This is a genomic window from Streptomyces sp. NPDC088812, from assembly GCF_044750285.1.
Taxonomy (GTDB): domain Bacteria; phylum Actinomycetota; class Actinomycetes; order Streptomycetales; family Streptomycetaceae; genus Streptomyces.
This window is the reverse complement of record NZ_JBIVJP010000009.1, coordinates 140,222-165,854: the sequence shown is the minus strand read 5'-3', so window position 1 is coordinate 165,854 and position 25,633 is coordinate 140,222. Positions and strand designations below refer to the sequence as shown.

The 25,633-nt window shown below is 73.0% G+C and carries 25 protein-coding genes and 1 riboswitch; of the genes, 11 read left to right on the top strand and 14 right to left on the bottom strand.

All coding sequences use genetic code 11. From position 1 onward, the window contains the following. Nucleotides 1-232 precede the first annotated feature (232 nt). A complete protein-coding gene (locus tag ACIP67_RS18080; RefSeq protein WP_401692743.1) occupies nucleotides 233-877 on the top strand; it encodes a hypothetical protein in 645 nt (214 codons plus the stop codon). 232 nt (nucleotides 878-1,109) lie between these two features. Then, entirely contained in the window at nucleotides 1,110-2,003 is an 894-nt protein-coding gene (locus ACIP67_RS18075) for a hypothetical protein (RefSeq protein WP_401692741.1), read from the top strand. On the opposite strand, the gene ACIP67_RS18070 is transcribed toward ACIP67_RS18075, so the two are convergent. Together ACIP67_RS18070 and ACIP67_RS18065 are read right to left on the bottom strand one after the other, a co-directional pair. After that, entirely contained in the window at nucleotides 1,993-2,277 is a 285-nt protein-coding gene (locus ACIP67_RS18070) for a DUF4031 domain-containing protein (protein ID WP_389521368.1), read from the bottom strand. The two genes, ACIP67_RS18075 and ACIP67_RS18070, sit on opposite strands and share 11 nt — an antisense overlap. A gap of 7 nt (nucleotides 2,278-2,284) precedes the next feature. Continuing rightward, on the bottom strand, nucleotides 2,285-2,713 hold the full coding sequence (locus ACIP67_RS18065; protein ID WP_401692927.1) for a hypothetical protein: 429 nt from the start codon (nucleotides 2,711-2,713) through the stop codon (nucleotides 2,285-2,287). Nucleotides 2,714-2,855: 142 nt separating this feature from the next. On the opposite strand from ACIP67_RS18065, the gene ACIP67_RS18060 reads away from it, so the two are divergent. The 3 genes from ACIP67_RS18060 (at nucleotide 2,856) to ACIP67_RS18050 (ending at nucleotide 6,742) form a co-directional block, all read left to right on the top strand. Beyond that, on the top strand, nucleotides 2,856-3,752 hold the full coding sequence (locus tag ACIP67_RS18060) for a MurR/RpiR family transcriptional regulator (RefSeq protein WP_401692740.1): 897 nt from the start codon (nucleotides 2,856-2,858) through the stop codon (nucleotides 3,750-3,752). Between the two features lie 136 nt (nucleotides 3,753-3,888). Next, nucleotides 3,889-4,824: an N-acetylmuramic acid 6-phosphate etherase gene (murQ, locus tag ACIP67_RS18055; RefSeq protein WP_401692739.1), complete on the top strand. Its 936-nt coding sequence runs from the start codon at nucleotides 3,889-3,891 to the stop codon at nucleotides 4,822-4,824. A 16-nt stretch (nucleotides 4,825-4,840) separates the two neighbouring features. Further along, entirely contained in the window at nucleotides 4,841-6,742 is a 1,902-nt protein-coding gene (locus tag ACIP67_RS18050) for a PTS transporter subunit EIIC (protein WP_401692737.1), read from the top strand. Here the strand turns inward: ACIP67_RS18050 and ACIP67_RS18045 are convergent. Then, a complete protein-coding gene (locus ACIP67_RS18045; RefSeq protein WP_401692736.1) occupies nucleotides 6,693-6,902 on the bottom strand; it encodes a hypothetical protein in 210 nt (69 codons plus the stop codon). The genes ACIP67_RS18050 and ACIP67_RS18045 overlap by 50 nt on opposite strands. Nucleotides 6,903-7,122: 220 nt before the next feature. Between ACIP67_RS18045 and ACIP67_RS18040 the strand changes: the two genes are divergently transcribed. Next, complete coding sequence (locus ACIP67_RS18040; RefSeq protein ID WP_401692734.1) at nucleotides 7,123-7,689, top strand: hypothetical protein; 567 nt, start codon at nucleotides 7,123-7,125, stop codon at nucleotides 7,687-7,689. A 92-nt stretch (nucleotides 7,690-7,781) separates the two neighbouring features. Here the strand turns inward: ACIP67_RS18040 and ACIP67_RS18035 are convergent, their stop codons facing one another. Both ACIP67_RS18035 and ACIP67_RS18030 read right to left on the bottom strand, forming a co-directional pair. Then, nucleotides 7,782-8,432: a response regulator gene (locus ACIP67_RS18035; RefSeq protein ID WP_401692732.1), complete on the bottom strand. Its 651-nt coding sequence runs from the start codon at nucleotides 8,430-8,432 to the stop codon at nucleotides 7,782-7,784. Further along, on the bottom strand, nucleotides 8,429-9,610 hold the full coding sequence (locus ACIP67_RS18030; protein ID WP_401692730.1) for a sensor histidine kinase: 1,182 nt from the start codon (nucleotides 9,608-9,610) through the stop codon (nucleotides 8,429-8,431). Before ACIP67_RS18030 ends, ACIP67_RS18035 begins: the two co-directional genes overlap by 4 nt. 157 nt (nucleotides 9,611-9,767) lie before the next feature. On the opposite strand from ACIP67_RS18030, the gene ACIP67_RS18025 reads away from it, so the two are divergent. Then, on the top strand, nucleotides 9,768-10,403 hold the full coding sequence (locus tag ACIP67_RS18025) for a VanZ family protein (RefSeq protein ID WP_401692729.1): 636 nt from the start codon (nucleotides 9,768-9,770) through the stop codon (nucleotides 10,401-10,403). 163 nt (nucleotides 10,404-10,566) lie between these two features. Further along, complete coding sequence (locus ACIP67_RS18020; protein ID WP_401692727.1) at nucleotides 10,567-11,307, top strand: DUF4232 domain-containing protein; 741 nt, start codon at nucleotides 10,567-10,569, stop codon at nucleotides 11,305-11,307. A 72-nt stretch (nucleotides 11,308-11,379) separates the two neighbouring features. On the opposite strand, the gene ACIP67_RS18015 is transcribed toward ACIP67_RS18020, so the two are convergent. Both ACIP67_RS18015 and ACIP67_RS18010 read right to left on the bottom strand, forming a co-directional pair. Beyond that, nucleotides 11,380-12,927, bottom strand: a complete 1,548-nt coding sequence (locus ACIP67_RS18015; protein ID WP_401692726.1) for a carboxylesterase/lipase family protein — start codon at nucleotides 12,925-12,927, stop codon at nucleotides 11,380-11,382. Nucleotides 12,928-13,251: 324 nt separating this feature from the next. Beyond that, the gene (locus ACIP67_RS18010) at nucleotides 13,252-14,379 is read right to left on the bottom strand and encodes an NADH:flavin oxidoreductase (RefSeq protein WP_401692724.1); all 1,128 of its coding nucleotides are present in this window, start codon (nucleotides 14,377-14,379) and stop codon (nucleotides 13,252-13,254) included. 317 nt (nucleotides 14,380-14,696) lie between these two features. Between ACIP67_RS18010 and ACIP67_RS18005 the strand changes: the two genes are divergently transcribed. Then, the gene (locus tag ACIP67_RS18005; RefSeq protein ID WP_401692722.1) at nucleotides 14,697-15,590 is read left to right on the top strand and encodes a glycerophosphodiester phosphodiesterase; all 894 of its coding nucleotides are present in this window, start codon (nucleotides 14,697-14,699) and stop codon (nucleotides 15,588-15,590) included. Nucleotides 15,591-15,786: 196 nt separating this feature from the next. Here ACIP67_RS18005 and groL read toward each other — a convergent pair whose 3' ends face one another. The 4 genes from groL to thrC form a co-directional block, all read right to left on the bottom strand. Next, entirely contained in the window at nucleotides 15,787-17,409 is a 1,623-nt protein-coding gene (gene groL, locus ACIP67_RS18000; RefSeq protein ID WP_401692721.1) for a chaperonin GroEL, read from the bottom strand. 388 nt (nucleotides 17,410-17,797) lie between these two features. Continuing rightward, the gene (locus tag ACIP67_RS17995) at nucleotides 17,798-18,001 is read right to left on the bottom strand and encodes a cold-shock protein (RefSeq protein ID WP_004986573.1); all 204 of its coding nucleotides are present in this window, start codon (nucleotides 17,999-18,001) and stop codon (nucleotides 17,798-17,800) included. A 452-nt stretch (nucleotides 18,002-18,453) separates the two neighbouring features. Further along, a complete protein-coding gene (locus ACIP67_RS17990; RefSeq protein ID WP_401692719.1) occupies nucleotides 18,454-18,729 on the bottom strand; it encodes a MoaD/ThiS family protein in 276 nt (91 codons plus the stop codon). An 88-nt stretch (nucleotides 18,730-18,817) separates the two neighbouring features. Further along, entirely contained in the window at nucleotides 18,818-20,131 is a 1,314-nt protein-coding gene (thrC, locus tag ACIP67_RS17985) for a threonine synthase (RefSeq protein ID WP_401692718.1), read from the bottom strand. An 18-nt stretch (nucleotides 20,132-20,149) separates the two neighbouring features. Then, nucleotides 20,150-20,319: riboswitch (SAM riboswitch) on the bottom strand. Nucleotides 20,320-20,488: 169 nt separating this feature from the next. On the opposite strand from thrC, the gene ACIP67_RS17980 reads away from it, so the two are divergent. Both ACIP67_RS17980 and ACIP67_RS17975 read left to right on the top strand, forming a co-directional pair. Further along, nucleotides 20,489-21,433, top strand: a complete 945-nt coding sequence (locus ACIP67_RS17980) for a glucosyl-3-phosphoglycerate synthase (protein ID WP_389521341.1) — start codon at nucleotides 20,489-20,491, stop codon at nucleotides 21,431-21,433. Between the two features lie 108 nt (nucleotides 21,434-21,541). Then, nucleotides 21,542-22,960, top strand: coding sequence for a trehalose-6-phosphate synthase (locus ACIP67_RS17975; protein WP_401692717.1), 1,419 nt, complete (start codon nucleotides 21,542-21,544; stop codon nucleotides 22,958-22,960). Here the strand turns inward: ACIP67_RS17975 and otsB are convergent. The 3 genes from otsB to ACIP67_RS17960 form a co-directional block, all read right to left on the bottom strand. Continuing rightward, nucleotides 22,924-23,808, bottom strand: coding sequence for a trehalose-phosphatase (gene otsB / locus ACIP67_RS17970; protein ID WP_401692716.1), 885 nt, complete (start codon nucleotides 23,806-23,808; stop codon nucleotides 22,924-22,926). The genes ACIP67_RS17975 and otsB overlap by 37 nt on opposite strands. 146 nt (nucleotides 23,809-23,954) lie before the next feature. Then, nucleotides 23,955-24,194 (bottom strand): DUF3263 domain-containing protein, encoded by a 240-nt coding sequence (locus tag ACIP67_RS17965; protein WP_401692715.1) that lies wholly within the window; start codon nucleotides 24,192-24,194, stop codon nucleotides 23,955-23,957. A gap of 22 nt (nucleotides 24,195-24,216) precedes the next feature. After that, on the bottom strand, nucleotides 24,217-25,440 hold the full coding sequence (locus ACIP67_RS17960; RefSeq protein WP_401692926.1) for an extracellular solute-binding protein: 1,224 nt from the start codon (nucleotides 25,438-25,440) through the stop codon (nucleotides 24,217-24,219). Nucleotides 25,441-25,633 lie beyond the last annotated feature (193 nt).

Below are 25,633 nucleotides of genomic sequence, written 5' to 3'. Positions count from 1 at the left end.
GTCCGCCGTGGCCGGACGTCCGTCGTGGTCGTACGCCGGTCGTGGTCGTACGCCGGTCGTGTCGTGTGCCGGTCGTCTCGTACGCCGGTCGTGTCGTGTGCCGGTCGTGTCGTGTGCCGGTCGTCTCGTACGCCGGTCGTGTCGTGTGCCGGTCGTAGTCATCCATCGGCGGCTCTACAGGTCTAGTCCAATTTAAGCCTACGCCTGCTCCCGGCCGCGCGAGAATGACCCCATGGCCGATCCCGACGCCCTCCGCGCCCGCTTCGCCCGAGCCCTGGAAGCGGCCCGCGCCCCCGTCACCGCCCCGGACCCCGCCCCCTACGCCGACGCCCTCCTCGCCCGGTGGGCGGAGCCGCAGCGCCGCTACCACACCCTCACCCACCTCACCGCGGTCCTGGACCACGTCGACACCCTGGCCGGGTACGCCGACGACCCGGACGTCGTCCGGCTGGCCGCCTGGTTCCACGACGCGGTCTACCTGCCCGACCGCTCCGAGAACGAGGAGCGCTCGGCGCGGCTGGCCGAACGCGCCCTGCCCGAGGCCGGCCTCCCCGACGCCAAGACCGCGCGGGTCGCCCGGCTGGTCCGGCTCACCGTCGGCCACGACCCGGCCGACGACGACCGCGACGGGCAGGTCCTGTGCGACGCCGACCTGGCGGTCCTGGCCGCGCCGCCGTCGGCGTACGCCGCGTACACGGCCGCCGTCCGCGAGGAGTACCACTTCGTCCCGAACGACGCCTTCCGCGAGGGCCGCGCGGCGATCCTGCGCCGGCTCCTGGACCTGCCCCGCCTGTTCCGCACCCCGCACGGCGCGAGCGCGTGGGAGGCGACGGCGCGCTTCAACCTGCGCGGGGAGCTGGACCTGCTGACCCGCTGACGGACCTGCTCACCCGCTGACCGGGACAGGCGGTGACGTACGCGCCCCGCACGGGCGGCCGACGCGGGCCGGGCGGCCTACGTGATTGTGCTGCCCGGGCGGCCTCGACCTGGCGTAGGCGGGGCCCAACCTCGGGCTTTCCCCCTCCGCGCTCCCCCGCCCGCTTCCGATAATGCCGTACGGCCGCGCCGTCGCGCGCGGACCGCGTACGCCGGGGGAAGCGGGGAGCGTCATGAGCAGCAACGGCCCGTCCACGCCACCGGACCCGCCCGGCCCCCCGCTGCCGGACCCCGACCACCACCGGCTGGCCCGGCGGAGCGTGCGCTGGACGATCATCGGCGTGGTGATCAGCACGGTCCTCGCCGTGATCGGCCTGTACATCGACGCGGAGCGGTCCGACGGCGCCGACTCGGGGGGTACGACGAGCAGCGGCGGCCACACCGGCTCGGGCGGCACCGACTCCGGCGGGGACGCGGACTCGGGCGGCGACTCCGGCGGCGACGCGGACTCCGGGGAAGACACCGGCCCGAGCGACAGCCCCAGCCCCGTCGACGTCACCGACGGGGGCGGCTCGGACGCGTCAGGCACCTCCGACGCGGGCGGCACATCGGACTCGGGCGGCGCGTCCGGCTCCGGGGACACGTCCGGGGACAGCGGCTCGGACGGCGGCTCGGACGGCCTCACCGACGCCGAGCACGCCCTGCGCGACTCGCTCAACAGCGACCAGTGGTCGCGCGACAGCTGCACGCGCACCCTCTGGCCGGGGTCGGACGCGGCCCTGTTCTGCACGGTGACCACCACGGACGAGTCCGGCGCCGCGTTCACCGGGAAGGCCAGCGTCGTGGCGTACGCGACGAAGAGCGCCCGGGACGCCGTCTTCCAGCAGTACGCCTCCCGGGTGCAGGCGGGCGACTGCGAGACGCAGACCAACGTGTACGGCAGCTGGTCGGAGAACGACAGTCCCGGCGAGGCCGCGGGCGACGTGGTCTGCTACCTGGCGACCTCCGGGCAGTACGTCTTCCTGTGCAGCTACTACGACCGTCCCACCCTCGTCCAGGTCACCGGCCCCGACCAGGGGAGCCTCGTCGCCTGGTGGCACACGATGGACCGGGTGTTCACCGGCTGACGCCGCCGGCCCGCCCCTTCCCCTTGCGCCGCCGCAGGCCCGCCCGGGTCAGCAGCCGCACCACCTCCCGGCTGCCGACCTCCACCGCGCCGGCCGCCACCGCATCGGCGTACCGGTGCGAGGGCAGGTCGTAGTGGTCGCGTTCGAAGGCCCGCCGGGGGACACCCAACCGCTCGGCGAACGCGTGCAGTTCGTCGAAGGAGACGTCACTGACGAGGTGGGACCACAGGCGTCCGTGCCCCGGCCAGGTCGGCGGGTCGATGTAGAGCGTCACCGGCGCCTCACGAGGACGTCCGCCCGCCGGTCGCCGAACCCAGCGCGCCCACCGCCGCGACCCGCACGCCCGCCTTGTGGCACACCCAGTGCGGATCGGGCCCGAGTTCGGGCTCCACGTCGAGGGCGTGCGGGTCGCCGGAGCCGCACACCGGGCACAGCGGCCAGCGCCCGTACCGCTCCAGCAGCGCGTCCTGCACGTCCTGCGCGACCAGCCCCGCGACGAACTCCACGCCGTCCGGCCACTGTCCGACCCACCACCGCCGCTGCGCGACGGAGTCCTCGACCAGGGAGACCACGTCCGCCGCCGCCACCTCGCCCGCGGCCAGGTCGGCGAGCACCAGGGCGCGCGCCGCGTGCAAGGCCTGCTCCAGGGGGCTGACGGGGGTGGGGGACGGCGTCCCGGACGCCGCGTCGGAGGATGCGCCGGAGGGCACGTCGGCGGGTGTGCCGGAGGGCACGTCGGCGGGTGTGCCGGAGGGCACGTCGGAGGATGCGCCGGAGGGCGTGTCGGAGGGGTCCATGTCCCCATTGTGCGCACTCTTGACCGCCGCACCGAGCTGAAAATACGTTTCGGAGGTGACGCAGGACGTGAAGGACGTTTTCGGCGGCGCCCCGGCCTCCGCGCTGGCCTCGAAGATCCGTACGCTCACCCCGTCCCTGACCCGCTCCATGCAGCGCGTCGCCGAGGCCGTCGCGAGCGACCCGGCGGGCTGCGCCGCGCTGACGGTCACCGGCCTCGCCGAGCGCACCGGCACCAGCGAGGCCACCGTCGTGCGCACCGCCCGACTGCTCGGCTACCCCGGCTACCGCGACCTGCGGCTGGCCCTCGCCGGCCTCGCGGCGCACCAGCAGTCGGGGCGGGCGCCCGTCATCGCCACGGACATCGCCGTCGACGACCCGCTCGCCGACGTCGTCGCCAAACTCGCCCACGACGAACGGCAGACCCTCGCCGACACCGCCGCCGGCCTGGACACCGTCCAGCTCGGCGCGGTGGCCGACGCGGTGGCCGCCGCCCGCCGCACCGACGTCTACGGCGTCGGCGCGTCCGGGCTGGTCGCCCAGGACCTCGTCCAGAAGCTGCTGCGGATCGGCCTGGTGGCCCACGCCCACGGCGATCCGCACCTCGCCGTCACCGGCGCCGTGCAGCTGCGGGCGGGTGACGTCGCCGTCGCCGTCACGCACTCCGGGTCGACCGGGGACGTCGTCGAGCCGCTGCGGGTGGCGTTCGAGCGGGGGGCGACGACCGTCGCGATCACCGGACGGCCGGGCGGGGCGGTCGCGCAGTACGCGGACCACGTGCTGACGACGTCCACCGCGCGGGAGAGCGAGCTGCGGCCCGCGGCGATGTCGTCGCGCACCGGACAGCTGCTGGTGGTGGACTGTCTGTTCGTGGGAGTGGCCCAGCGGACCTACGAGACGGCGGCGCCCTCGCTGGCCGCGAGCTACGAGGCGTTGGCCCACCGGCACCGGTGAGCCGTGGACCGTAGGAGTGACCGTTCGGGGCGTCCGCGGGTCCGGCGCGGCCTGTCGCGCGGTTCCCCACGCCCCTTGCGGGCACGCTGCACCACTCCCTGATCACCTTGCACCGCACCGGAGAGAACCTCTTCCCATGACCTCCGCCTCCCGCCCTCACGGCCTCCGCGCCCAGCTCGACTCACTCACCACCGAGGCCTTCCGCCCGGACCTGGCCGAGATCGACCGGCTGCCCACCCTGGACATCGCCCGGCTGATGAACGGCGAGGACGCCGCCGTACCGGCCGCCGTCGCGCGCCAGTTGCCGGCCGTCGCCGCGGCCGTCGACGCGATCGCCGCGCGCATGGCCCGCGGCGGACGGCTCGTCCACGCCGGCGCCGGCACCGCCGGCCGGCTGGGGGTGCTGGACGCCTCCGAGTGCCCGCCCACCTTCAACACGGCCCCCGGCCAGGTCGTCGGGCTGATCGCGGGCGGCCCGCGGGCGATGGTCACCTCGGTCGAGGGCGCCGAGGACTCCCCGGAGCTGGCGGAGGCCGACCTGGCCGCGCTCGCGCTGACCGCCGACGACACGGTGGTCGCCGTCTCCGCGTCCGGGCGGACGCCGTACGCGCTCGGCGCCGTGGCGTACGCCCGCTCGCGCGGCGCCCTGACCGTCGGGCTGGCCTGCAACGCGGGCAGCGCGCTGGCGGCGGCCGCCGAGCACGGCATCGAGGTGGTCGTCGGACCGGAGCTGCTCACCGGGTCCACCCGGCTGAAGGCGGGCACGGCCCAGAAGCTGGTGCTGAACATGCTGTCGACGATCACGATGATCCGGCTGGGCAAGACGTACGGGAACCTGATGGTCGACGTCCGCGCCTCCAACGAGAAGCTGCGCGCCCGTTCGCGGCGGATCGTCGCCCTGGCGACCGGCGCGGGCGACGACGAGATCGAGCGGGCCCTCGCGGCGACCGGCGGCGAGGTGAAGCCCGCGATCCTGGTCCTCCTCGCGGGGGTGGACGGGCCGGCGGCCGCCCGCCTTCTGGAGGAGTCCGGCGGTCATCTGCGTGCCGCGCTCGCCGGGGCACGGCCCTGAGCCGCACCCTCGGGGGGTGCCCAACGATCCCCTTGCCACGGCCGGCGCGATCCTCCCCCTGGTCGGCGGCCCCGCGAACGTCACGTCCGTCGCCCACTGCATGACCCGGCTGCGACTGGGCCTGGCCGACCCGTCCCGCGCGGACGAGGAGGCGCTGCGGGCGCTGCCCGGAGTGCTCGGTCTGGTCGTGGCCGACGGAACGTACCAGGTGGTGCTCGGGCCGGGGGTGGTGACACGGGTGACGGCCGCGTTCGAGGAGCTGGTGGCGCGGCCGACGGCGGAGGAACCGGCAGGCCGGTCGACCGCGGAGGAAGCGGTGGCACAGGGAGACCGGTCCACGGCGGAGGAAGCGGTGGCACGGGGAGACCTGTCGGCCGCGGAGGAAGCGGTGGCACGGGGAGACCGGTCGGCCGCGGAGGAAGCGGTGGCACGGGGAGACCGGTCGGCCGCGGAGGAAGCGGTGGCACGAGGAGGCCGGTCCACGGCGGAGGAAGCGGTGGCACCGGGAGACCGGTCCACGGCGGAGGAAGCGGTGGCACCGGGGGGCCGGTCGGCCGCGGAGGAACTGGCCTCGCGGGGGGCCGCGTTGAAGGAGGAACGGCGGCGGCGCAACGCCACGCCCGTCAGGACGGCGCTGCGCCGCGTCGCCGCCGTCTTCGTGCCGCTCATCCCCGCCCTCATCGGCTGCGGAATCCTGGCGGGTGTCAACGGTCTGCTGCTGAACGCCGGCCTGCTGCCGTGGCTGACGCCCGCGCTGGCCGCCGTCGCCTCCGGCTTCATGGCGCTGATCGCCGTGTTCGTCGGCCACAACACGGCGAAGGAGTTCGGCGGCACACCGGTCCTCGGCGGCGCGGTCGCGGCGATCGTCGTGTATCCGGGGGTCGCGAAGGTCACCGTGGCCGGGGTGACGCTCGCCCCCGGCCAGGGCGGGGTCTTGGGCGCGCTGGCGGCCGCGCTGCTCGCGGCGTACGTGGAGCGGTGGTGCCGGGGACGGTTCCCGGACGCCCTGGACGTGCTGCTGACCCCCACCCTCACGGTCCTGGTCGCGGGCCTCGCCACGCTCTACGGCCTGATGTACGCGGCCGGCGCGGTCTCCTCGGCCGTCGGCACGGCCGCGAACTGGCTGCTGGCGACGACGGGCGCGTTCGCCGGGTTCGTCCTCGGCGGCCTGTTCCTGCCGCTGGTGATGCTCGGCCTGCACCAGGCGCTCATCCCCCTGCACACCGCCCTGATCGAGCAGCAGGGGTACACCGTGCTGCTGCCGGTCCTGGCGATGGCGGGCGCGGGCCAGGTCGGCGCGTCCCTCGCGGTGTACGTCCGCCTGCGCCACGACACGTCCCTGCGCACGACGATCAGGTCGGCGCTCCCGGCGGGCCTGCTGGGCGTGGGCGAGCCCCTGATCTACGGCGTCTCGCTCCCGCTGGGCCGCCCCTTCCTCACCGCGTGCGCGGGCGGGGCGGCCGGCGGGGCGTTCGTCGGGTTCTTCGCGATGCTCGGCGACCGGGTCGGCGCGACGGCCATCGGCCCGTCCGGCTGGGCCCTGTTCCCCCTGCTGGCCGGGAACCGGGGCTGGGGGACACTGCTCGGCATCTACGCGGGCGGGCTGCTGACGGGGTACGCGGTCGGCTTCGCCGCGACGTACGTCTTCGGCGTCACCGACCGCGTGCCGACCGGGTCCGGAGACCCGACCGGGTCCGAAGGCCCGACCGCCCCGGGAGACCGGACCGCTCCCAGAGACCCGACCGGCCTCGGAGACCCGGCCGGTCCCGGAGACCCGACCGGTCCCGGAGACCCGACCGATCCCGGAGACCCGACCGATCCCGGAGACCCGGCCGGTCCCGGAGACCCGACCGGTCCGGGAGGTCCGGCTACTTCCGGCGGGCCGTCCGGTGGCCCGACACCGTCGCGATCCAGGTGATGAAGTCACCCGGGTCCTGGTCGGCGCCGTGGCCGCCGTCCCAGTAGCAGAAGGTGTTCACGTCGTCGCCGAGGTTCTCCAGACGGGTGGCCAGGTTGGAGACGACCGACAGCGAGGTGTCGCTGTCCTTGGTGCCGACGCGCCTCCACATCGCACCCACGCCGGAGGCGCTGAGCCGCGGTGGCGCGGCCCCCGTGGAACGCGGCCCCGCCGACGAGCAGGGTCAGGCCGGCGGTGCGGGCGAGGATGATGCCGGTGCTGCCGCGGTCGCCGGAGCCGGTCTGTCGGTGCGGTGTGCGACGGTGGTGTCATCGCAGTCCGGCGGACGAGTGCGGGAAGCGCACGAGTACGGAAAGCAGCAGGGAACGGAGCCGCTCGCCATGAACCACGCCCAGCTCACCCACCTGGGCCGTGCCCTCCGCCTCCTCGGTGAGCACGGCGAGGCCCTCTCCTCGGACACCCCCGACGCCAAGTTGCACGAGGTCAGAGCCGATCTGCGGCGGGCCCTGGAGCTGCTGGACGAGAGCGCCGGCAGCGCCCCGCCCGCGACCCGTTGCGCCGAGCACCCGAACGGGCCCGTCGACGAGAGCGCCCCCGACCTGTGCCTGCTGTGCGAGACCCGCCGCCGGGCGGCCCGGCGCGCCGAGTTCAACGGCCCCGCCCCGCAGACCCCGCACCCGACCGCCCCCTCCCGCTACGGCACCCGCGCCGACCGCCCCCAGCCCCAGCAGCGCTGGCTGCCGGAGCTGTGGAACGGACAGGAGTGGCAGCTGTGCGGCACGCCCCGCCGCGACCGGCGCGAGGCCGAGGCGTACCTCGCCGCCGCCCGGCGCGGCTCCCGGCCCGCCATGGCCTACCGTCTGGTGCACGAGTTCACCGACTACGAGGTCCTGCGCGTCTGGGGCACCCCGGTCCGCGTGGACATCGAACCGCTGGGGAACGTCTGAGGCCCCTCCGGGCGAGGACGCGACGACCGCATCGGTCCGCCCCGCCCCGTCCCGCCCCGTCCGTGGGGGCCGGGCCGCCCCTCCTGGTCCGGTCAGCGGGCGAGGCCCGACTCCCAGGCCCAGGCCGCTGTCTCGACCCGGTTGCGGACACCGAGTTTGCCCTGGATGTTGGTGAGATGGGTCTTCACCGTGCCCGCGCTGATGTGCAGGGCGGCGGCGATCTCCGCGTTGGTGTGCCCGCGGGAGACGAGCACGGCGACCTCGGTCTCGCGCTGGGACAGGGGCGAGGGCCGGGCCGGGACGGCAGCGGCGGCGGGGCGGGCGAACTGCTGGAGCAGGCGCACGGTGATGGAGGGGCTGATGAGGGCCTCGCCGGAGGCGGCGGAGCGGACGGCCTCGGCCAGCAGGCGGGGCCCCGCGTCCTTGAGCAGGAAGCCGCAGGCACCGTGGTGCAGGGCCTGGTGGACGTACTCGTCGTCGTCGAAGGTCGTCACCATGACGACCTTCGGGATGTGCGCGGCCCCGGGACGGTGCAGGTGCCGCAGCGCCTCGATGCCGTTCAGCCGCGGCATGCGGATGTCCATGAGGACGACGTCGGGGCGGTGCCGGTCGGCCTGCTGGATCGCGGCGACCCCGTCGGCGGCCTGGGCGACGACCTCGATGTCGTCCTCGGCCGCCAGGATCATGGCCATGCCGGTGCGGACGATCGTCTGGTCGTCCGCGAGAAGGACACGGATGGTCATCGGAGCACCTGCCGTAGGGGAAGAGGGAGTTCGAGTGCGACCTGCCAGCCGGCCTCGGGGCCGGGTCCCGCGGTCAGTGTGCCCCCGGCGGCGTCGGTGACCTCGCGCAGGCCGCGCAGTCCGTAGCCGGTGCCGTCGGACGGGCGGTGGTGTCCGTCGTCGGTGATCCGCGCGGTCACCCGGCGGCGGGAGACGTCCAGGTGCACCTGCGCGGTGGTGTAGTCGCGGGCGTGCTTGCGGATGTTCGTCAGTGCCTCCATGACCACGCGTTCCACGAGGTGGGCGGCGTCCGCGGGGAGGCTGTCGGCCGGGCCCGTCTCGGTGAGGCCGACCCGGGCCCCGGGCAGCCGGCAGTCGGCGACGAGCGCGCGGACGGCGTCCGTCCCCGGCGCCCGCGTGTCCGGGACGGTGTCCTCGCGCAGGGCACCGACCATCTTGCGCATGGCGGTCAGCGCCTCCGCCCCGGTGGTCTCGATCAGCTCCAGGGCGTCCCCCACCGCCTGGGGTTTCCTGGCCGCGACGGCACGGGCACCCTGCGCCTGGACCACGATGCCCGATATGTAGTGGGCGACGAAGTCGTGCAGGTCGCGGGCGAAGGCGAGGCGCTGTTCGAGTCTGATCTTCTCCTCGCGCTGCCGGCGGGAGACGAAGACCAGACGGCCGGTGAGGCCGGAGGCCAGGGCACCGCTGGCCACCAGCGTCAGGATGAGCGCGACGACGCTGCTGCCCTCGTCCACCTCGATCACCAGCGGACGCAGGACGACGGCGGTCATGAGCAGCGGCAGGGCGACGGCGGTGCCGACCGGGGACCCCCGCCGCGCCGTCACATGGAGCAGCACCACCAGGGCGGTCGGCTCGAACAGGGTGTAGATGTCGGAGGCCTGGTCCAGGCCCGAACCGCCGCCCGACGCCATGCGCAGCCCGGCCGAGCAGGCCAGCGACACCAGGGCCACGGCGCACGCCGCCCACGCCAGCACCGCCGGGGGCAGCCTGACCCCCGCGGCCGGGAAGGCGACGACCGCCGCCGCGGCCGCCGACAGGTACAGCGACACCCCGGTGCCCTGATGCCCGAGGGCGCCGATGCCGAGGTCGACCAGCAGGGCCACGCCGAGGACGAGAAGCGACAGCGCGCTGCCGACGAACCGGCCGACAGCCGCGGCACGCGGTGATCTGAGCATGATCAGCACCCTATCCACGCCCGCCGACGGGCCCCCTCTGCCGAAAGTCGTAGCCGTACGCCGAGGAATGGATCTTTCGGGAGATCCGCCGGGCCTGGCCCCGGAAGGAAGCTGAACGACGTCAGCGCCGCTCGCCCCGACCGAAGGATCACCCCTCATGGACATCCGCTACCACCTGGACTCCGCACCCGTTCTCGGCCCCGCGCTCGTCCTGTTCGCGGCCGGCACCGCCGTCCAGGTGTGGCGCGGAGCGTGGAACGAACGCCGCGCCCTGCTGCAACTGGCCGCCGCCGTCTACGTCGCCGCCGTGCTGTCCCTGACGATCTTCCCGCTGGAGGTGACGTGGGGTGTGTACGCCAACCAGGCCCCCTGGTACGGCCAGATCAACTTCGTCCCGCTGCTCACCGCGGACATCACCATCGTCGCCAACGTCATCATGATGGTGCCGGCCGGCCTTCTGCTGCCTCTGATGTCCCGGCACGCCACCTCACCGAAGCGGGCGGCCCTGATGACGGCGGCGGCCGGCCTGTCCCTGGAAGCCGCCCAGCTGCTGTCGTACATCGCCCTGAACAACGGGCGTTCCGTGGACGTCAACGACGTCCTCGCCAACACGCTCGGCGGAGTCGCCGGCTACGTCCTGGCCACCCTCGCCCTGCGCGCGCCGGCCCTGCGCGGCCCCCTCCTCACGGCCTCGCTGCCCCGCTCCGCAGCGCTGCAGGACGACCGCCGGCGGACAGCGGCCGCCGGCGGTCCCCAGCCGGCCCCGATCGCGGCGCCCGTCGTCCGTCCCTGACCCCGCCCGCTCCCGCACCACCCCCGCTCCCGCACCACCCCCGCTTCCCGCGGAAAACGGCGGCTCACCCGCCTGCCGTCGAACACCTGCACGTCTCCCCATCCGTGATCACCCTGATCGCCATTGATCGTCCGTGATCGTCCGTAGAAGGAAACACACCATCATGAACCGCCGCCTGCGCAACGCTCTGGTCGTCACCGCCGCCGTCACCGCCGGCTTCCTGATGACCGCCTGCGAGGAGGACATGACCGGCGCCGCTCCCGTCGCCGCGTCCGACACCGGCACCACCGGGGCCACCGGTTCCTCCCCCTCGTCCGGCGAGGACCGGAGCAAGACCTCCACCGACAGCGGCACCGGCGGTTCGACGTCGACCGCGAACTCGTCCTCGGGCTCGGGCTCGGGCTCGGGCTCGGGCTCGGGCTCGGGCTCGGGCTCCAGCGGGGCCACCGGCACCGACTCCGCCGCGGACTCCTCCACGGAGGCCGGGGACAAGTCCGGCTACGGCCAGTCCTGCGGCACCAACGACCTGGTCTGGAGCGCCGAGGAGATGACCCAGGCCGGCGGCTACTACCGGATCAGCGTCAAGGCCCAGCCGGGCATCACCTGCGCCCTGCCCGGCGGCATACCCACCATCGCCTTCGGCTCGGGCGGCACCCAGGCCGGCCCCGCCGAGCAGGTCGCCGGCGACGAGATCACCCTCTCCGGCGACACGACGGCCTACGCCGGCGTCAGCCCGAAGACCACCAACGACGACTCCGGCACCGAGTACGGCACCGTCATCGTCACCGTCACCGACGGCGACCCCAACCCCCTCTCGCTCGAGGTCGGCAGCGTCCTCGTCGACGGGCCCCTCGTCACCAACTGGCACACCGACCCGCAGGACGCGGTCCCCTTCACCTCCTGAGACCCGTCCCTGGAACGGGCCGGGCGGGCGCGCGGTGTGCGGCGACGCACCGCGCGCCCGCTCCCGTCGGTCTCAGGACCCCAGCAGCGGCAGCGGCGGGAAGTCGTGGTCCTCCCACAGGCGGCGCGAGGTCTCCTCCGGGTAGGGGCGGACCTCCGGCCGCGCGTCCAGGACCTGCACGAGCCGCCGTTCCGTGTCGTAGGCCGGCCAGCCCGGGTCGCCGGTGCCCGCGAACGCCGTCCAGGCACCGCGCATGAAGGACGACAGGGCCCTCGCCTCCTCCGTCACCTCCGCGTCCCCGAACAGCAGGGCCCCGAGGTCCGCCCGGTAGGTGCCGAACAGCAGGGGGATGTCCAGGCCGTGGCAGGCGCCGAAGGCGCCGTCCAGGGCGGGGGCCGGCCAGGTCAGCTCGTAGACGTGGGCCCGGCCGCCCCCCGCGGCCTGCGCCTCGGCCAGCCGCAGGGAGGGCATGTGGAACAGCCAGTCCGACTGCACCCGCTCGTACAGCTCGCCCGGCCCGGCCTGCGGGAAGGCGGTACGGTACGCCCGCTCCCCCGCCTCCCCGCCGCCCGGCCCGAACATCCGCAGTGCGTCGGTCGCCTGATCCTCGGTCACCTTTCCCAGCCGCCCGGCCATGGCCACGAAGAGGCGGTACTCCTGCGCGTTGTGCCCGACGAGCAGCTCGACGTCCCGGCCCGCGCCCGCCGCCAGCGCCTGCCAGGGGGTGACCGGCAGGACCTCCCCGTCGACGACCGGCGAGAACGGGGTGACGGTGGGCGCGACCCGGCCCCACCGGTCCACGCGCGCCGCCATCTTCTCGCCCAGCGCCGCGCCCGCCTCGGGCAGCACCCGCGGATCGACGGTGGCCAGGTCGGCGACGGTCGGGCGCAGCCCGGCCTCGGCGGCGATGGCGGCGGCCAGGTCACGGGCCAGTTCGTCGGAGAAGTAAGTGCCGGGGACGCTCTGCGCGACGGCCCGCCCGAACAGGCCCCGCGCGCTCGGCACGGCCAGCAGCGCCGCCACCGAACCGGCGCCCGCCGACTCCCCGAAGACGGTCACCCGGCCCGGGTCCCCGCCGAAGGCCGCGATGTTGTCCCGCACCCACTCCAGGGCGGCGACCTGGTCGAGCAGACCCCGGTTGGCGGGGGCGCCGTCGATCCGGGCGAACCCCTCTATGCCGACCCGGTAGTTGAGGGTGACGACGACGAGGTCTCCGGCGCGGGCGAGGTGCTGGGCGTCGTAGCCGGGGCTGCCGGAGTGGCCGATCTTGTAGGCGCCGCCGTAGATCCAGACCATCACCGGGCGGGGCGTGGCGGAGGGACGCGGGTCCGGCGTCCACACGTTCACCGTGAGCCAGTCGTCGCCGCTGGGGGCGGCTCCCCCGGGACCGAGGAGGCCCGCCTCCTGCGGGGGCGGCGGGCCGAAGGCGTCCGCCTCCCGGACGCCCTCCCAGGGGACGGGCGGGCGAGGGGCCTGGAAACGGGCCGCTCCGACCGGGGGCGCGGCGAACGGGATGCCCCGGAAGACGGCCAGACCGTCCTCCCGGCTCCCGCGCACCGCTCCGGCGGCGGTCCGTACGACGGGTGCGGACGCCTGCTCCCGGTGTTCGGCTGTCGTCATCGCTTCGCCACTCCTCACTGCGGGGCTTCAGGGGCTCTCCGGGGAACGGAGCGACGGCCCGGAAAGTGCCGGACGGCCGCCGTCCCGCCGGTGCGGGTGGTCCGTGGCGAGGCACCCGGCGGCCGATGCGCCGCACCCGCGCCGACCGCCTCGCCACGGACCACCCGGCCCCACGAGCCACCAGCCCCACGGACCACCAGCCCCCCAACGGACCACCTGGCCCCACGGACCACCCGGCCCCGCGGACCACCGGCCCCACGGACCACCCCCCCCCAACGGACCACCCGGCCCCACGGACCACCGGCCCCGCGGCGCGGGAAGGGCTCAGCTCAGCGTGCGCAGCGCGGCCGCGTCGTAGGGCTTCAGCTCGTCGAAGCGGCCGGAGAGGACCTTCGCCGCCCACTCCGGGTCCTGGAGCAGGGCGCGGCCGACGGCGACCAGGTCGAACTCGTCGCGCTCCAGCCGGTCGAGGAGGTCGTCGAGGCCCTTGACCGGGGCGCCCTCGCCCCGGAAGGCGTGCAGGAAGTCGCCGTCGAGGCCGACCGAGCCGACCGTGATGACGGGCTTGCCGGTCAGCTTCTTCGTCCAGCCCGCGAGGTTGAGGTCGGAGCCGTCGAACTCGGGCACCCAGTAACGGCGGGTGGAGGCGTGGAAGACGTCCACACCGGCCGCGGCGAGCGGGGTGAGGACGGCCTCCAGTTCCTCGGGGGTCTCGGCGAGCCGGGCGTCGTAGGCCTCCTGCTTCCACTGTGAGTAGCGGAAGACGACCGGGAAGTCGGGGGAGACCGTCTCGCGCACCGCGGCCACGATCTCGGCGGCGAACTTCGTGCGGGCCACGGGGTCGCCGCCGTAGGCGTCGGTGCGGCGGTTGGTGCCCGCCCACAGGAACTGGTCGATGAGGTAGCCGTGGGCGCCGTGGATCTCGACGCCGTCGAAGCCGATGCGCTCGGCGGCCGCGGCCGCCTCGGCGAACGCGCCGATGACGTCGTCCAGGTCGCGCTGGGTCATCGCCTCGCCGGTGCCCTCGGTGCCGTCGACACGGAGGCCGGAGGGGCCGACGGCCGGGGCGTCCGCGAAGGGCGGCTGGCCCTGCTTGCGGACCATGCCGATGTGCCACAGCTGCGGCACGATCGTCCCGCCGGCCGCGTGCACGGCCTCGGCGACCCTCGCCCAGCCCGCGAGCTGCTCCGCACCGTGGAACCGCGGCACCCGGTCGCTCAGTCCGGCCGACGGGTGACCGACGTACGTCCCCTCGGTCACGATCAGACCCACGCCGGCGCCCGCGCGGCGCGCGTAGTACGACACGACGTCGTCGCCGGGAATGCCGTCCGGGGAGAACATGCGGGTCATGGGCGCCATCGCGATCCGGTTCGGGACGGTCAGGCCCCCCAACGAGACCGGACGGGAGAGGATCTCGGCGGCACGGGAGGCGGCGGAAGCGGTGACGGTCACGTGGGGGCTCCTAGGGTCTGTCGCCGGGGGACCAATCGGTATGTGCACATGCATCGAGTACCTGCGAGCACGTCAACCCGCTCCGGCACGCCCGGCATTCCGCATCCGGCCACCCCGCCATGTGATCCCGCCCACGCCCACACCCCGACATCCCGACGCCCCCTCGGCAACTCCTCTCATTTCCCAACATTTCATCGTCAATTCGCCTTCCGTTACGGGATGTTCCCGGCTCTCCTCACGTGGAGCAGCACCGCTGGGCACCTCGTCGCCGACCGTCCCAGGCTCGTGGTGGAACCCGATCCGAAAGGCCATCACCCATGCCCGTGCACGGTTTCGCCCTGACGTCCGCCGCCCTCGCCCTGTCCTCCGTGTCCCTCCTCGCGCCCTCCCCGCACTCCGCGCCCGCCGCCGCGGCACAGGCCACGCCCCTGGTCATCGGCCACCGCGGCGCGGCCGGCCTCGCCCCGGAGAACACCCTGGAAGCCGTCGACCGGGCCGACCGGGCAGGCGCCGACTGGGTCGAGGTGGACATCCAGCGCAGCAAGGACGGTGTGCTGGTCGTCCTGCACGACCAGGACCTCGTCCGCACCACCGACGTCCGCACGGTCTTCCCGCACCGCTCCCCCTGGAAGGTGGGCGACTTCACCATGGCGGAACTGGGCAGGCTCCGCGCCGGGGCCTCGCCCCAGTGGAAGAAGACCGCGTACACGTCGGCCCGCATCCCCACCCTCGGCCAGGTGCTCGACCGGCTCGACCGCAACGGCCAGGGGCTGCTGCTGGAGGTGAAGTGGCCGGGGAACCACCCCGGCCTCGCCCGGGACATCCTGAAGGTCCTCGACCGGAAGGGCTGGCTGGACGCCCACCACGTCGACAACCGCCTCTACGTGATCAGTTTCCTGGCCGGTGCCCTGAAGGAGGTCCGCGCCAGGCGTCCGGACATCAGGCTGGGCATCTGCGACGAGACCCCGACGTCCGGCGAGCTGGCGTCGTACGCGACGTTCGTGGACGTCATCAACCCGGACCACCGTGCCCTCACCCAGGCCTATGTGCGCAAGGCGCAGGCCCTGAAGGGCCCGCACGGCCGGCCGCTGAAGGTGTGGCCGTGGACGGTGAACACCGCCGGCCCGGCCCACCTCCTGCGCGACTGGCACGCGGACGGCATCACCACCGACGTCCCCGACACGATCGGGAAGGCGCTGGGACAGGGCTGACGGGGGATCACCCGCCGCGCCCGACGGGACTGCCCGGGAACGCCCGGAACGCACTACACGCCCGGGAAAAGCCGGGAACACCCGGGAAAGCCCGGGAAAGCCCGGGAAAGCCCGGGAAAGCCCGAGGGCGGCACCCCCTGTCGGAACAGGGGATGCCGCCCTCGGTACCGCGGACGGGTCCGATCCTCGAAGAGGATCAGAAGTCCATGTCACCGCCCGGCATGCCGCCGCCGGCCGGGGCAGCGGCCTTCTCCGGCTTGTCGGCGATGACGGCCTCGGTGGTGAGGAACAGCGCGGCGATCGACGCGGCGTTCTGCAGCGCGGAGCGCGTCACCTTCGCCGGGTCGATGATGCCCTCGGCGACCAGGTCGACGTACTCGCCGGTCGCGGCGTTCAGGCCGTGGCCCGGGGTCAGGTTGCGCACCTTCTCCACCACGACGCCGCCCTCGAGGCCGGCGTTGACCGCGATCTGCTTCAGCGGGGCCTCGAGCGCCAGCTTGACGGCGGCGGCGCCGGTGGCCTCGTCGCCCTCGAGCTCCAGCTTCTCGAAGACCTGGGAGGCCTGGAGCAGGGCCACGCCACCACCGGCGACGATGCCCTCCTCGACGGCCGCCTTCGCGTTGCGGACGGCGTCCTCGATGCGGTGCTTGCGCTCCTTGAGCTCGACCTCGGTGGCGGCACCGGCCTTGATGACGGCCACGCCGCCCGCGAGCTTGGCCAGGCGCTCCTGGAGCTTCTCGCGGTCGTAGTCGGAGTCGCTGTTCTCGATCTCGGCGCGGATCTGGTTCACGCGGCCCGCGACCTGCTCGGAGGAGCCGGCGCCGTCGACGATGGTGGTCTCGTCCTTGGTGATGACGACCTTGCGGGCCTTGCCCAGCAGGTCGACGCTCGTGTTCTCGAGCTTGAGACCGACCTCCTCGGAGATGACCTCGCCGCCGGTGAGGATGGCGATGTCGTTCAGCATCGCCTTGCGGCGGTCGCCGAAGCCCGGGGCCTTGACCGCGACGGACTTGAAGGTGCCGCGGATCTTGTTGACGACCAGGGTCGACAGGGCCTCGCCCTCGACGTCCTCGGCGATGATCAGCAGCGGCTTGCCCGACTGCATGACCTTCTCCAGGAGCGGGAGCAGGTCCTTGACGTTCGCGATCTTGGAGTTCGCGATCAGGATGTACGGGTCGTCGAGGACGGCCTCCATACGCTCCATGTCGGTGGCGAAGTACGCCGAGATGTAGCCCTTGTCGAAGCGCATACCCTCGGTGAGCTCCAGCTCCAGACCGAAGGTCTGGGACTCCTCGACGGTGATGACGCCTTCCTTGCCGACCTTGTCCATGGCCTCGGCGATGAGCTCGCCGATCTGGGTGTCGGCGGCGGAGATGGAGGCCGTGGAGGCGATCTGCTCCTTGGTCTCGACGTCCTTCGCCTGCTCCAGCAGGGCGGCGGAGACGGCCTCGACGGCCTTCTCGATACCGCGCTTCAGGGCCATCGGGTTGGCACCGGCGGCGACGTTGCGCAGACCCTCCTTGACCAGGGCCTGGGCGAGAACGGTCGCGGTGGTCGTACCGTCACCGGCGACGTCGTCCGTCTTCTTGGCGACTTCCTTGACCAGCTCGGCGCCGATCTTCTCGTACGGGTCCTCGAGCTCGATCTCCTTGGCGATGGAGACACCGTCGTTGGTGATCGTGGGCGCGCCCCACTTCTTCTCGAGGACGACGTTGCGGCCCTTGGGGCCGAGCGTCACCTTCACGGCGTCCGCGAGCTGGTTCATGCCGCGCTCGAGGCCGCGCCGCGCCTCCTCGTCGAACGCGATGATCTTGGCCATGTGAAGTGGTCCCTCCAGGACTGGGGGTGATTCCTTCGGACCGCGCCCGCGCCCGCGACGGACGGCTCGCCTGCCTCGTGGTTCCTTCCCCACCCGGCCTGCGGGCCTCACCGACCCGGTCCTTCGTTGTCACTCTCACCTTCAGAGTGCTAACGCCAATGATTAGCACTCGGGCATGCCGAGTGCAAGCGCCTCGGGGGGATCGGCCCGGGGGCGAACCGGACGAAGGCGCCTTCACCGCCCCGGTGGCGCGGGACCCGGGGGCCCGGAGCGCCCCCCGCCCCGAGGTCACGAAAGGCCCCGGGGGACCCGGCGCGGCGCGGGCAGCACGAAGGGCCCGCGCCCCCGTCGGGGTGCGGGCCCTTCGTTGGAAAACGTTGAAAATCGTTCAGGCGGTGACGCGAACCATGTCGGCCTGCGGGCCCTTCTGACCCTGCGAGATCTCGAACTCGACCCGCTGGCCCTCTTCCAGGGTGCGGTAGCCGTCCATCTGAATCGCGCTGTAGTGGACGAAGACGTCCGCACCACCGTCGACCGCGATGAAGCCGTACCCCTTCTCCGCGTTGAACCACTTGACGGTGCCCTGAGCCATGCCTAACTCCCCTATTACTGGCCCTTGCACAGATCCACACTTCGCGGATCCGGGTCAGACCTCACCCCCCAGCTGATTGGGGGCGTGCGCCGGAACGCGTCGACCGCGGCCGAATGTATCTGTCCCACTGCCGTCTGCAACAGGTCAATCGGACGAGAATTCCGGACGTCAGCGGTCCGAAATATGGTGAGAATTCTCCCGAATTCAGGGCAATTCGGGCCACATAAAGGGAACAGAAGGCGCAAAATACCTGCACACTTTGGCTACTTCTCACCGCATGTGAAGTCGGGGCTCATATGCGTTCGGCATGCGATGGGCGGCGCGTTCCCCAACTGTACCGCGCTCAACCACATTGAATTGCCTCCTCCGCTTCTCTTGCGGAGGAGGCAATTCAATGAACTCTGGGTAATCTGTGTTACCGAGGGTTACTACCGGTGGGTACGGAGTGGGCGTCAGCCGCCGGCGACGGCCGGGATGATCGAGACGCCGGCGCCGTCCGGGGTCGCCGTCTCCAGCCCCTGCTCGAACCGCACGTCGTCGTCGTTGACGTACACGTTGACGAACCGGCGCAGCTTGCCCTGGTCGTCGAGGACGCGCGCGGCGATACCGGTGTGGTTCTTCTCCAGGTCGGCGATGACCTCGGCGAGGTTCGCGCCGTCGGCGGCGACCTCGGCCCGACCGCCCGTGTAGGTGCGCAGGATGGTGGGGATGCGGACGGTGACGCTCACTGTGTTTCCTCCGGACGGGTAGGCGCCCTGCGGGGGCGCGGGGAACTGCGCGACCAGCCCCCGCGGCCCGCAGACGAACAACTGCCTCTCAGGCGAGACCGGCCTCGTGGAACGCCTCGAGGGTGGGGCGGATGGTGGCCGTCGGGCCGGTCCCGGCGACCGCGTCCAGCGTCTTGAGGCCGTCTCCGGTGTTGAGCACGACGGTGGTCAGCGTCGGGTCCAGCAGACCGGCCTCGATCAGCTTCTTGGTGACGCCGACCGTCACACCGCCCGCCGTCTCGGCGAAGACGCCCTCGGTCCGCGCCAGCAGCTTGATCGCGTCGACCACCTGCTCGTCGTTCACGTCCTCCACGGCACCGCCCGTGCGGCGCGCGATGTCGAGGACGTAGGGGCCGTCGGCCGGGTTGCCGATGGCGAGGGACTTGGCGATGGTGTCCGGCTTCTGCGGACGGACCACGTCGTGGCCGGCCTTGAAGGCCACGGACACCGGGGAGCAGCCCTCGGCCTGGGCACCGAAGATCTTGTACGGCCGGTCCTCGACCAGACCGAGCTTGATCAGCTCCTGGAGCCCCTTGTCGATCTTCGTGAGCTGCGAGCCGGAGGCGATCGGCACCACGATCTGGTCCGGGAGCCGCCAGCCGAGCTGCTCGCAGATCTCGTACGCGAGCGTCTTGGAGCCCTCGGCGTAGTAGGGCCGCAGGTTGACGTTGACGAAGCCCCAGCCCTCGCCCGCCGGATCGCCGATGAGCTCGGAGCAGAAGCGGTTGACGTCGTCGTAGTTGCCCTCGATGCCGACGAGTTCGCCGCCGTAGACCGCGGCCATGACGACCTTGCCCTGCTCCAGGTCGTGCGGGATGAACACGCAGGAGCGGAAGCCGGCGCGGGCGGCCGCGGCGCCGACGGCGCCGGCCAGGTTGCCGGTGGAGGAGCAGGAGAGGGTGGTGAAGCCGAAGGCGCGGGCGGCCTCCAGGGCCTGGGCGACGACACGGTCCTTGAAGGAGTGCGTCGGGTTGCCGGAGTCGTCCTTGACGAACAGCTTCCCCGCCTCGACGCCCAGCTCACGCGCCAGGTTGTCGGCCTGGACGAGCTTGGTCCAGCCGGGGTTGAGGTTGGGCTTGTCCGCCACGTCGGCCGGGACGGGCAGCAGCGGGGCGTAGCGCCAGATGTTCGCGGGGCCCGCCTCGATGCGCTTGCGGAGCTCCTCCGGGTCGTGTCCGGAGAAGTCGTAGGCGATCTCCAGCGGGCCGAAACACTCCTCGCAGGCGAAGACCGGGCCGAGGGGCACGCGGTGACCGCACTCGCGACAGGAGAGCGCCGCGGCCGGACCGAGGTCGACGGAGGGGGCGGTACCGGAGGGGGCGGTGACGGAGGGGGTGGTGCTTGCAACTGTCTGCGCAGCCATGTGAGGCGAGGCCCTTTCTCCTCATCTTCCCCACGACGCATCTCGCCGTGAGACGGAATTGGCACCTTCCCGAGCCGGGAGCCTCGCGGGGATCGTCGACTGCCCGTGGCAGTGATCCGTGAACGAGACCGGCTGGAGGGTTGCCGGGGCTTCATCGGGCCGTGTCCCTCTGCCCCTCTGGATGAGCGGTATGTGGTTGTGGACGCGGGCGACCCCGGACATGCGATGGTCATCCGCGTTGTTCAAGACTGTAACCGAAGGCCAGGACAGTTGAGGGAGACGTCCGAACCGCGAGATGGATCACACTGTCACCTTGTATGTACCTGGTGTGATCACAACAGTGAGGAGCCGCAGACCGTGCTGGAAGAAGTCGAGCGCTGGCTGGCCGCCCGCTCCTGGTCCGTGACCGATCGGCCGCTGCACCGGATCCTGGCCGCCAAGCGCGCCTCGGGCCAGACGGTGTCCGTCGTGCTGCCCGCGCTGAACGAGGAGGAGACGGTCGGCGACATCGTCTCCGTCGTCCGCCACGACCTCATGCACCAGGTCCCGCTGGTCGACGAGATCGTCGTCGTCGACTCGGGATCGACCGACCGCACCTCCGAGGTGGCCGCGGCGGCCGGGGCCCGGGTCGTCCACCGGGACACGATCCTGCCCCGCCTCCCGGCCGTGCCCGGCAAGGGCGAGGTCCTGTGGCGCTCGCTGCTGGTCACCACCGGGGACATCGTCTGTTTCGTCGACGCCGACCTGAAGGAGTTCTCCTCCGACTTCGTCTCGGGCATCGTGGGACCGCTGCTCACCGATCCGGGCGTCGACCTGGTCAAGGCCATGTACGACCGCCCGCTGGCCGGCGGCGCCGGCCAGGGCGGCCGGGTGACGGAGCTGATGGCCCGCCCGCTGCTCAACATGCACTGGCCGCAGCTCGCGGGATTCGTGCAGCCACTGGGCGGCGAGTACGCGGCCCGCCGCCGCCTGCTGGAGCAGCTGCCCTTCCCCGTCGGGTACGGCGTGGAGCTGGGCATGCTGGTCGACGCCCTGCACCTGGTGGGCCTGGACGCGCTGGCCCAGGTCGACGTCGGGGTGCGCAAGCACCGCCACCAGGACGGGCAGGCGCTCGGCCGGATGGCCGCGGCGATCTACCGCACGGCACAGCTGCGGCTGGCCCGCGGGCACCTCGTCCGCCCGTCCCTGACCCAGTTCGAGCGGGGCGCGGACGGCTTCGAGCCGCGCACCTACTCGGTCGACACGGAGGAGCGGCCGCCGATGGCGGAGATCGCCGAGTACGCGACCCGCAAGGTCGCGTGACCCGGCGGTGACGCCCCTCCCCGACGCGCCGTATACGGCCGGACACGACCGGTTCACGCCCCGCGTCCGTACGTTTGAGCGGATCGGGTCCGGGCTAGGTTGAGGCGTATGGCTTCCACGCACGGTGCTGCTGCTCAGGTGCTGGTCGCGTCCAACCGCGGCCCGGTCTCGTACACCGTCGGTGAGGACGGCTCGCTGCACGCCAGACGCGGCGGCGGCGGGCTGGTCTCCGGGCTGTCGGCGATCGGCCCGGACGCGGGCGCCCTCTGGGTGTGCTCGGCGCTGTCCGACGGCGACCGGGAGGCGGTCCGGCGCGGGGTCGGCGAGGACGGCGTGCGCATGCTGCCCGTCCCGGCCGACGTGCACGCCGACGCGTACAACGGCATCGCCAACTCGGTGCTGTGGTTCGTCCACCACCTGCTGTACCAGACCCCGCTGGAGCCGGTCTTCGACGCGGAGTTCCGGCGCCAGTGGGCCTCGTACGAGACGTACAACCGCGCCTTCGCCGAGGCGCTGGCCCAGGAGGCGGCGCAGGGGGCCGCGGTCCTCGTCCAGGACTACCACCTGTGCCTGGTGCCGGGGATGCTCCGCGAGCTCCGCCCCGACCTGCGCATCGGCCACTTCTCGCACACGCCGTGGGCGCCGGTGGACTACTTCGGGCTGCTCCCCGGCGACATCCGCGTCCAGTTGCTGCGGGGCATGCTCGGCGCGGACCGGCTCGGCTTCCTGACCCGCCGCTGGGCGGACGCGTTCGCCGCGTGCTGCGAGGAGTTCACCGGCGGCACGGGCGGCACGGAGATCGGCGTGCACGGCCTGGGCGCCGACGCCGACTTCCTGCGCGCCCGCTCCCGCGAGCGGGACGTCGAGGAACGCCTGGCGGCCCTGCGCGAGGAGATCGGCACGGCCCCCGAGGGCGGCGCCCGCAAGGTGATCGTCCGGGTGGACCGGACCGAGCTGTCGAAGAACATCGTGCGCGGTCTCCTGGCCTACCGGCAGCTCCTCGACGACCGCCCCGAGTGGCACGAGCGGGTCGTCCACGTGGCCTTCGCCTACCCCTCCCGCCAGGACCTCGCCGTCTACCGCGACTACACGGCCGAGGTGCAGCGGCTGGCCGGGGAGATCAACGAGCGGTACGGCTCCGCGGGCTGGACCCCGGTCGTGCTGCACGTGAAGGACGACTTCGCCCGCTCCCTGGCGGCGTACCGCCTCGCGGACGTGGCGCTGGTCAACCCCATCCGCGACGGCATGAACCTGGTCGCCAAGGAGGTCCCGGTCGTCTCCGACCGGGGCTGCGCGCTGGTGCTGTCCCGGGAGGCCGGCGCGTACGGCGAGCTGCGCGAGGACGCGATCACCGTCAACCCGTACGACGTCCTGGAGACCGCCCGTGCCCTGCACGAGGCGCTGACCATGGCGCCGGAGGAGCGGGCGCAGCGCACCAAGCGGCTGGCGGCCGCCGCGACCGCGCTGCCTCCGGCCCGGTGGTTCCTGGATCAGCTGGAGGCGCTGCGGGGGACGCGGGCCAGCTGATCCGCCAGCGCCCGCAGCAGGCCCACCACGCCGGCCGGGCCGTCGACGACCAGGTCGGCGCGCTCGGCGAGTTCCGTGACCTCCGTGCTGCCGCTGGCGACGAGCAGGCCGGGGACGCCGTCGGAGCGGAGCTTCTCCACGGCGGCGAAGGCGGGCAGGTCGCCGAGGTCGTCACCGGCGTAGAGAACGGCCCCGGCGCCGGTCTCGCGGGCGTGCTCCAGCAGCGCCACGCCCTTGTCCACGCCCGGCGGCCGCAGCTCCAGGACCATCCGGCCCGGCTCGACGATCAGTCCGTGGCGGGCGGCGAGGTCGCCGAGGGGCTGCCGTACGGCCTCGAAGGCGGCCTGCGGGTCCTCGGCCCGGCGGGTGTGCACGGCGACGGCCCGGCCCTTCTCCTCCACCCAGGTCCCCCGCCACGCGCCGGCCGCCTCCAGCACGCCCGGCAGCTCGGCACGGACCGCGGCGACGCCGGGGTGGGGGGCGGGGGCGCTGACCGTGTCGGTCCGGGCGTCCCACCGTTCGGCCCCGTAGTGGCCGAGCACGGTCAGGTGCTCCAGCCCCGGCACACCGGCGAAGCCGCCGTTGCGCACGGCCACGGCGGCGGGGCGGCCGGTGACGACGGCGACCGAGGCGACCTGCGGGGCGAGCCGGGCGAGGGCGGGAACGGCGTCCGGGTGCGCCCGCGCGTCGTCCGGGTTCTCGACGATCGGCGCGAGCGTGCCGTCGAAGTCGAGCCCGACGAGCGTCCCGGCGGGCCGGGCGAGAATCGCGCGCAACGCGTCCCGTCCGACGGCGGTGACGGGTTCGGGAAGCGCGGGTTCCGTGGAGTGAGTCTCTGGGGTGCCCATACGGCGACGATAACCGGCAGCAGCCGCCCCCTCACAGCGCCGGCCGGGCAACTCAGCCCGTCCGGCGTTTGAGGACGAGGCCCGTTCAGGGCCGACCGGGGGCGCGGGGGCGGAGCCCCCGCGTACCGCGTGCGGGCCGCACCGCCTCAGCGTTCGGCCCGCCGCCCCTCCCTCACCCGCCGCAGCCGATTCACCGTGACCGGATCGTGGGCCAGCGCCCGAGGATCGTCCAGCAGCGCGTTGAGCAGCTGGTAGTAGCGGACCGGGGACAGGTCCAGCTCCTCACGGATCGCCCGTTCCTTCGCCCCGGGCGCGGAGATCCCGCGCCGTTCCAGGGCGAGGATGTCCCGCTCCCTCGCCCCCAGTTCCGCCTCTGGCCGCTGCATGCCCGCACCGTAACCCAACGGCTCAGCCGGTGGCGCCGCTCTCCGCGGTGGTCGCCGTCGCCTCGATCTGGCCGAGGACGCCCGCCGGGCTGCCGTCGGCGGTCACGGCCTGGCCGATCCGCTTCTTGATGTCCGCGCTGACCGTCGCCCACGAGGTCCGCCCCACCGGATACAGCTCGGACGACGGGAGCTGGTCCAGGAACGGCTTGAGGTCCGCGTCCTCCGACGCCGTGCTCATGACCTGGGAGGCGGAGGTGGTGACCGGCAGCAGGTCGTACTCGCGGGAGAAGGAGAGGACGTTCTCCTCGCTGTAGACGAAGTCCAGGAACTCACCGATCTGCTCGGCGTGCCCGTTCTGCTTGAAGGCGGTCATCCAGTCGGCGACGCCCAGGGAGACCTTGGAGGGGCCGTCGACGCCGGGCATCGCCACCATGCCGAACTCGACGCCCTTCTTCTCGGCCGCCTTCATCAGCGAGGGATGCCCGTTGAGCATGCCGACCTTCCCGGCGGTGAACGCCTCGAAGGCGTCGGCCCGGTTGAGCTTGCCCGGCGCGACCGGCCCGGTCAGGCCCTCGCCGACCAGCTCGTTCTTCAGCCAGGTGAACGTCTCGACGTTCTCGGTGGAGTCGATGCTGTAGCCGGTAGCGGTGCTGGTGTAGCCGCCCCCGCCGCTGAGCAGCCACTGCATGGTCTCGGCCTGTGCCTCCTCGGAGCCGAGGGGCAGCGCGTACGGGTAGGCGACGCCCTCCTCCTTGAGCGCCTCGGCGTCCTCGGCGAGCTCGTCCCAGGTGGTGGGCGGGGTGATCCCGGCCTTCTCGAAGAGGGTCTTGTTGTAGAACAGCAGCCGCGTCGAGGAGGCGAACGGCATGCCGTACTGCACGCCCCGCACCTCGCCCGCGTCGGCGAGCTGCGACACGAAGTCGGCCTGGACGGGGATGGAGAGGACGTCACCGGCCTTGTAGAGCAGGTCGTCGGCGGCGTAGTCGGCGTACGAGCCGATCTGCGCCATGTCGGGCGCCTCGCCGTCCTCGACCATCTCCTTGACCTTGCGGTCGACGTCGTTCCAGGAGTGGACGGTGACCTCGACCTTGATGCCGGGGTGGTCCTTCTCGAACTCCTCGACCAGCGCGTCCCAGTACTTCTCGGAGCTGTTGGCGCTGCTGTCGCCGTAGTCGGCGGCGACGAGTCTGAGGGTGACGTCTTCGGAGTCGCCGGTGACCCCGCACCCGGCGAGGACCGCCGTCATACCGAGGGCGGATGCCACCGCGATCGTTCCTGACCTGCCTGCCCGCCACTGCACTGCGCTTCGTCTCCCCAACTGCTTCGTGCGTCCGTTGTCCGCACTCTGGACAACTGATTGCTCATACCAATGGACCGGAATCCGAACTAAGGTCTACACCACACCTGTGGACTAGACCTCTCGCGGGCCTCGCGCCACC

Coding starts and splice junctions, on each gene's coding strand:
- ACIP67_RS18080 (WP_401692743.1), top strand. CDS start 233: ATGGCCGATCCCGACGCCCTCCGCGCCCGCTTCGCCCGAGCCCTGGAA.
- ACIP67_RS18075 (WP_401692741.1), top strand. CDS start 1,110: ATGAGCAGCAACGGCCCGTCCACGCCACCGGACCCGCCCGGCCCCCCG.
- murQ (WP_401692739.1), top strand. CDS start 3,889: ATGACCTCCGCCTCCCGCCCTCACGGCCTCCGCGCCCAGCTCGACTCA.
- ACIP67_RS18040 (WP_401692734.1), top strand. CDS start 7,123: ATGAACCACGCCCAGCTCACCCACCTGGGCCGTGCCCTCCGCCTCCTC.
- ACIP67_RS18035 (WP_401692732.1), bottom strand. CDS start 8,432: ATGACCATCCGTGTCCTTCTCGCGGACGACCAGACGATCGTCCGCACC.
- ACIP67_RS18030 (WP_401692730.1), bottom strand. CDS start 9,610: ATGCTCAGATCACCGCGTGCCGCGGCTGTCGGCCGGTTCGTCGGCAGC.
- ACIP67_RS18025 (WP_401692729.1), top strand. CDS start 9,768: ATGGACATCCGCTACCACCTGGACTCCGCACCCGTTCTCGGCCCCGCG.
- ACIP67_RS18020 (WP_401692727.1), top strand. CDS start 10,567: ATGAACCGCCGCCTGCGCAACGCTCTGGTCGTCACCGCCGCCGTCACC.
- ACIP67_RS18015 (WP_401692726.1), bottom strand. CDS start 12,927: ATGACGACAGCCGAACACCGGGAGCAGGCGTCCGCACCCGTCGTACGG.
- ACIP67_RS18005 (WP_401692722.1), top strand. CDS start 14,697: ATGCCCGTGCACGGTTTCGCCCTGACGTCCGCCGCCCTCGCCCTGTCC.
- groL (WP_401692721.1), bottom strand. CDS start 17,409: ATGGCCAAGATCATCGCGTTCGACGAGGAGGCGCGGCGCGGCCTCGAG.
- ACIP67_RS17995 (WP_004986573.1), bottom strand. CDS start 18,001: ATGGCTCAGGGCACCGTCAAGTGGTTCAACGCGGAGAAGGGGTACGGC.
- thrC (WP_401692718.1), bottom strand. CDS start 20,131: ATGGCTGCGCAGACAGTTGCAAGCACCACCCCCTCCGTCACCGCCCCC.
- ACIP67_RS17975 (WP_401692717.1), top strand. CDS start 21,542: ATGGCTTCCACGCACGGTGCTGCTGCTCAGGTGCTGGTCGCGTCCAAC.
- otsB (WP_401692716.1), bottom strand. CDS start 23,808: ATGGGCACCCCAGAGACTCACTCCACGGAACCCGCGCTTCCCGAACCC.
- ACIP67_RS17965 (WP_401692715.1), bottom strand. CDS start 24,194: ATGCAGCGGCCAGAGGCGGAACTGGGGGCGAGGGAGCGGGACATCCTC.
- ACIP67_RS17960 (WP_401692926.1), bottom strand. CDS start 25,440: ATGACGGCGGTCCTCGCCGGGTGCGGGGTCACCGGCGACTCCGAAGAC.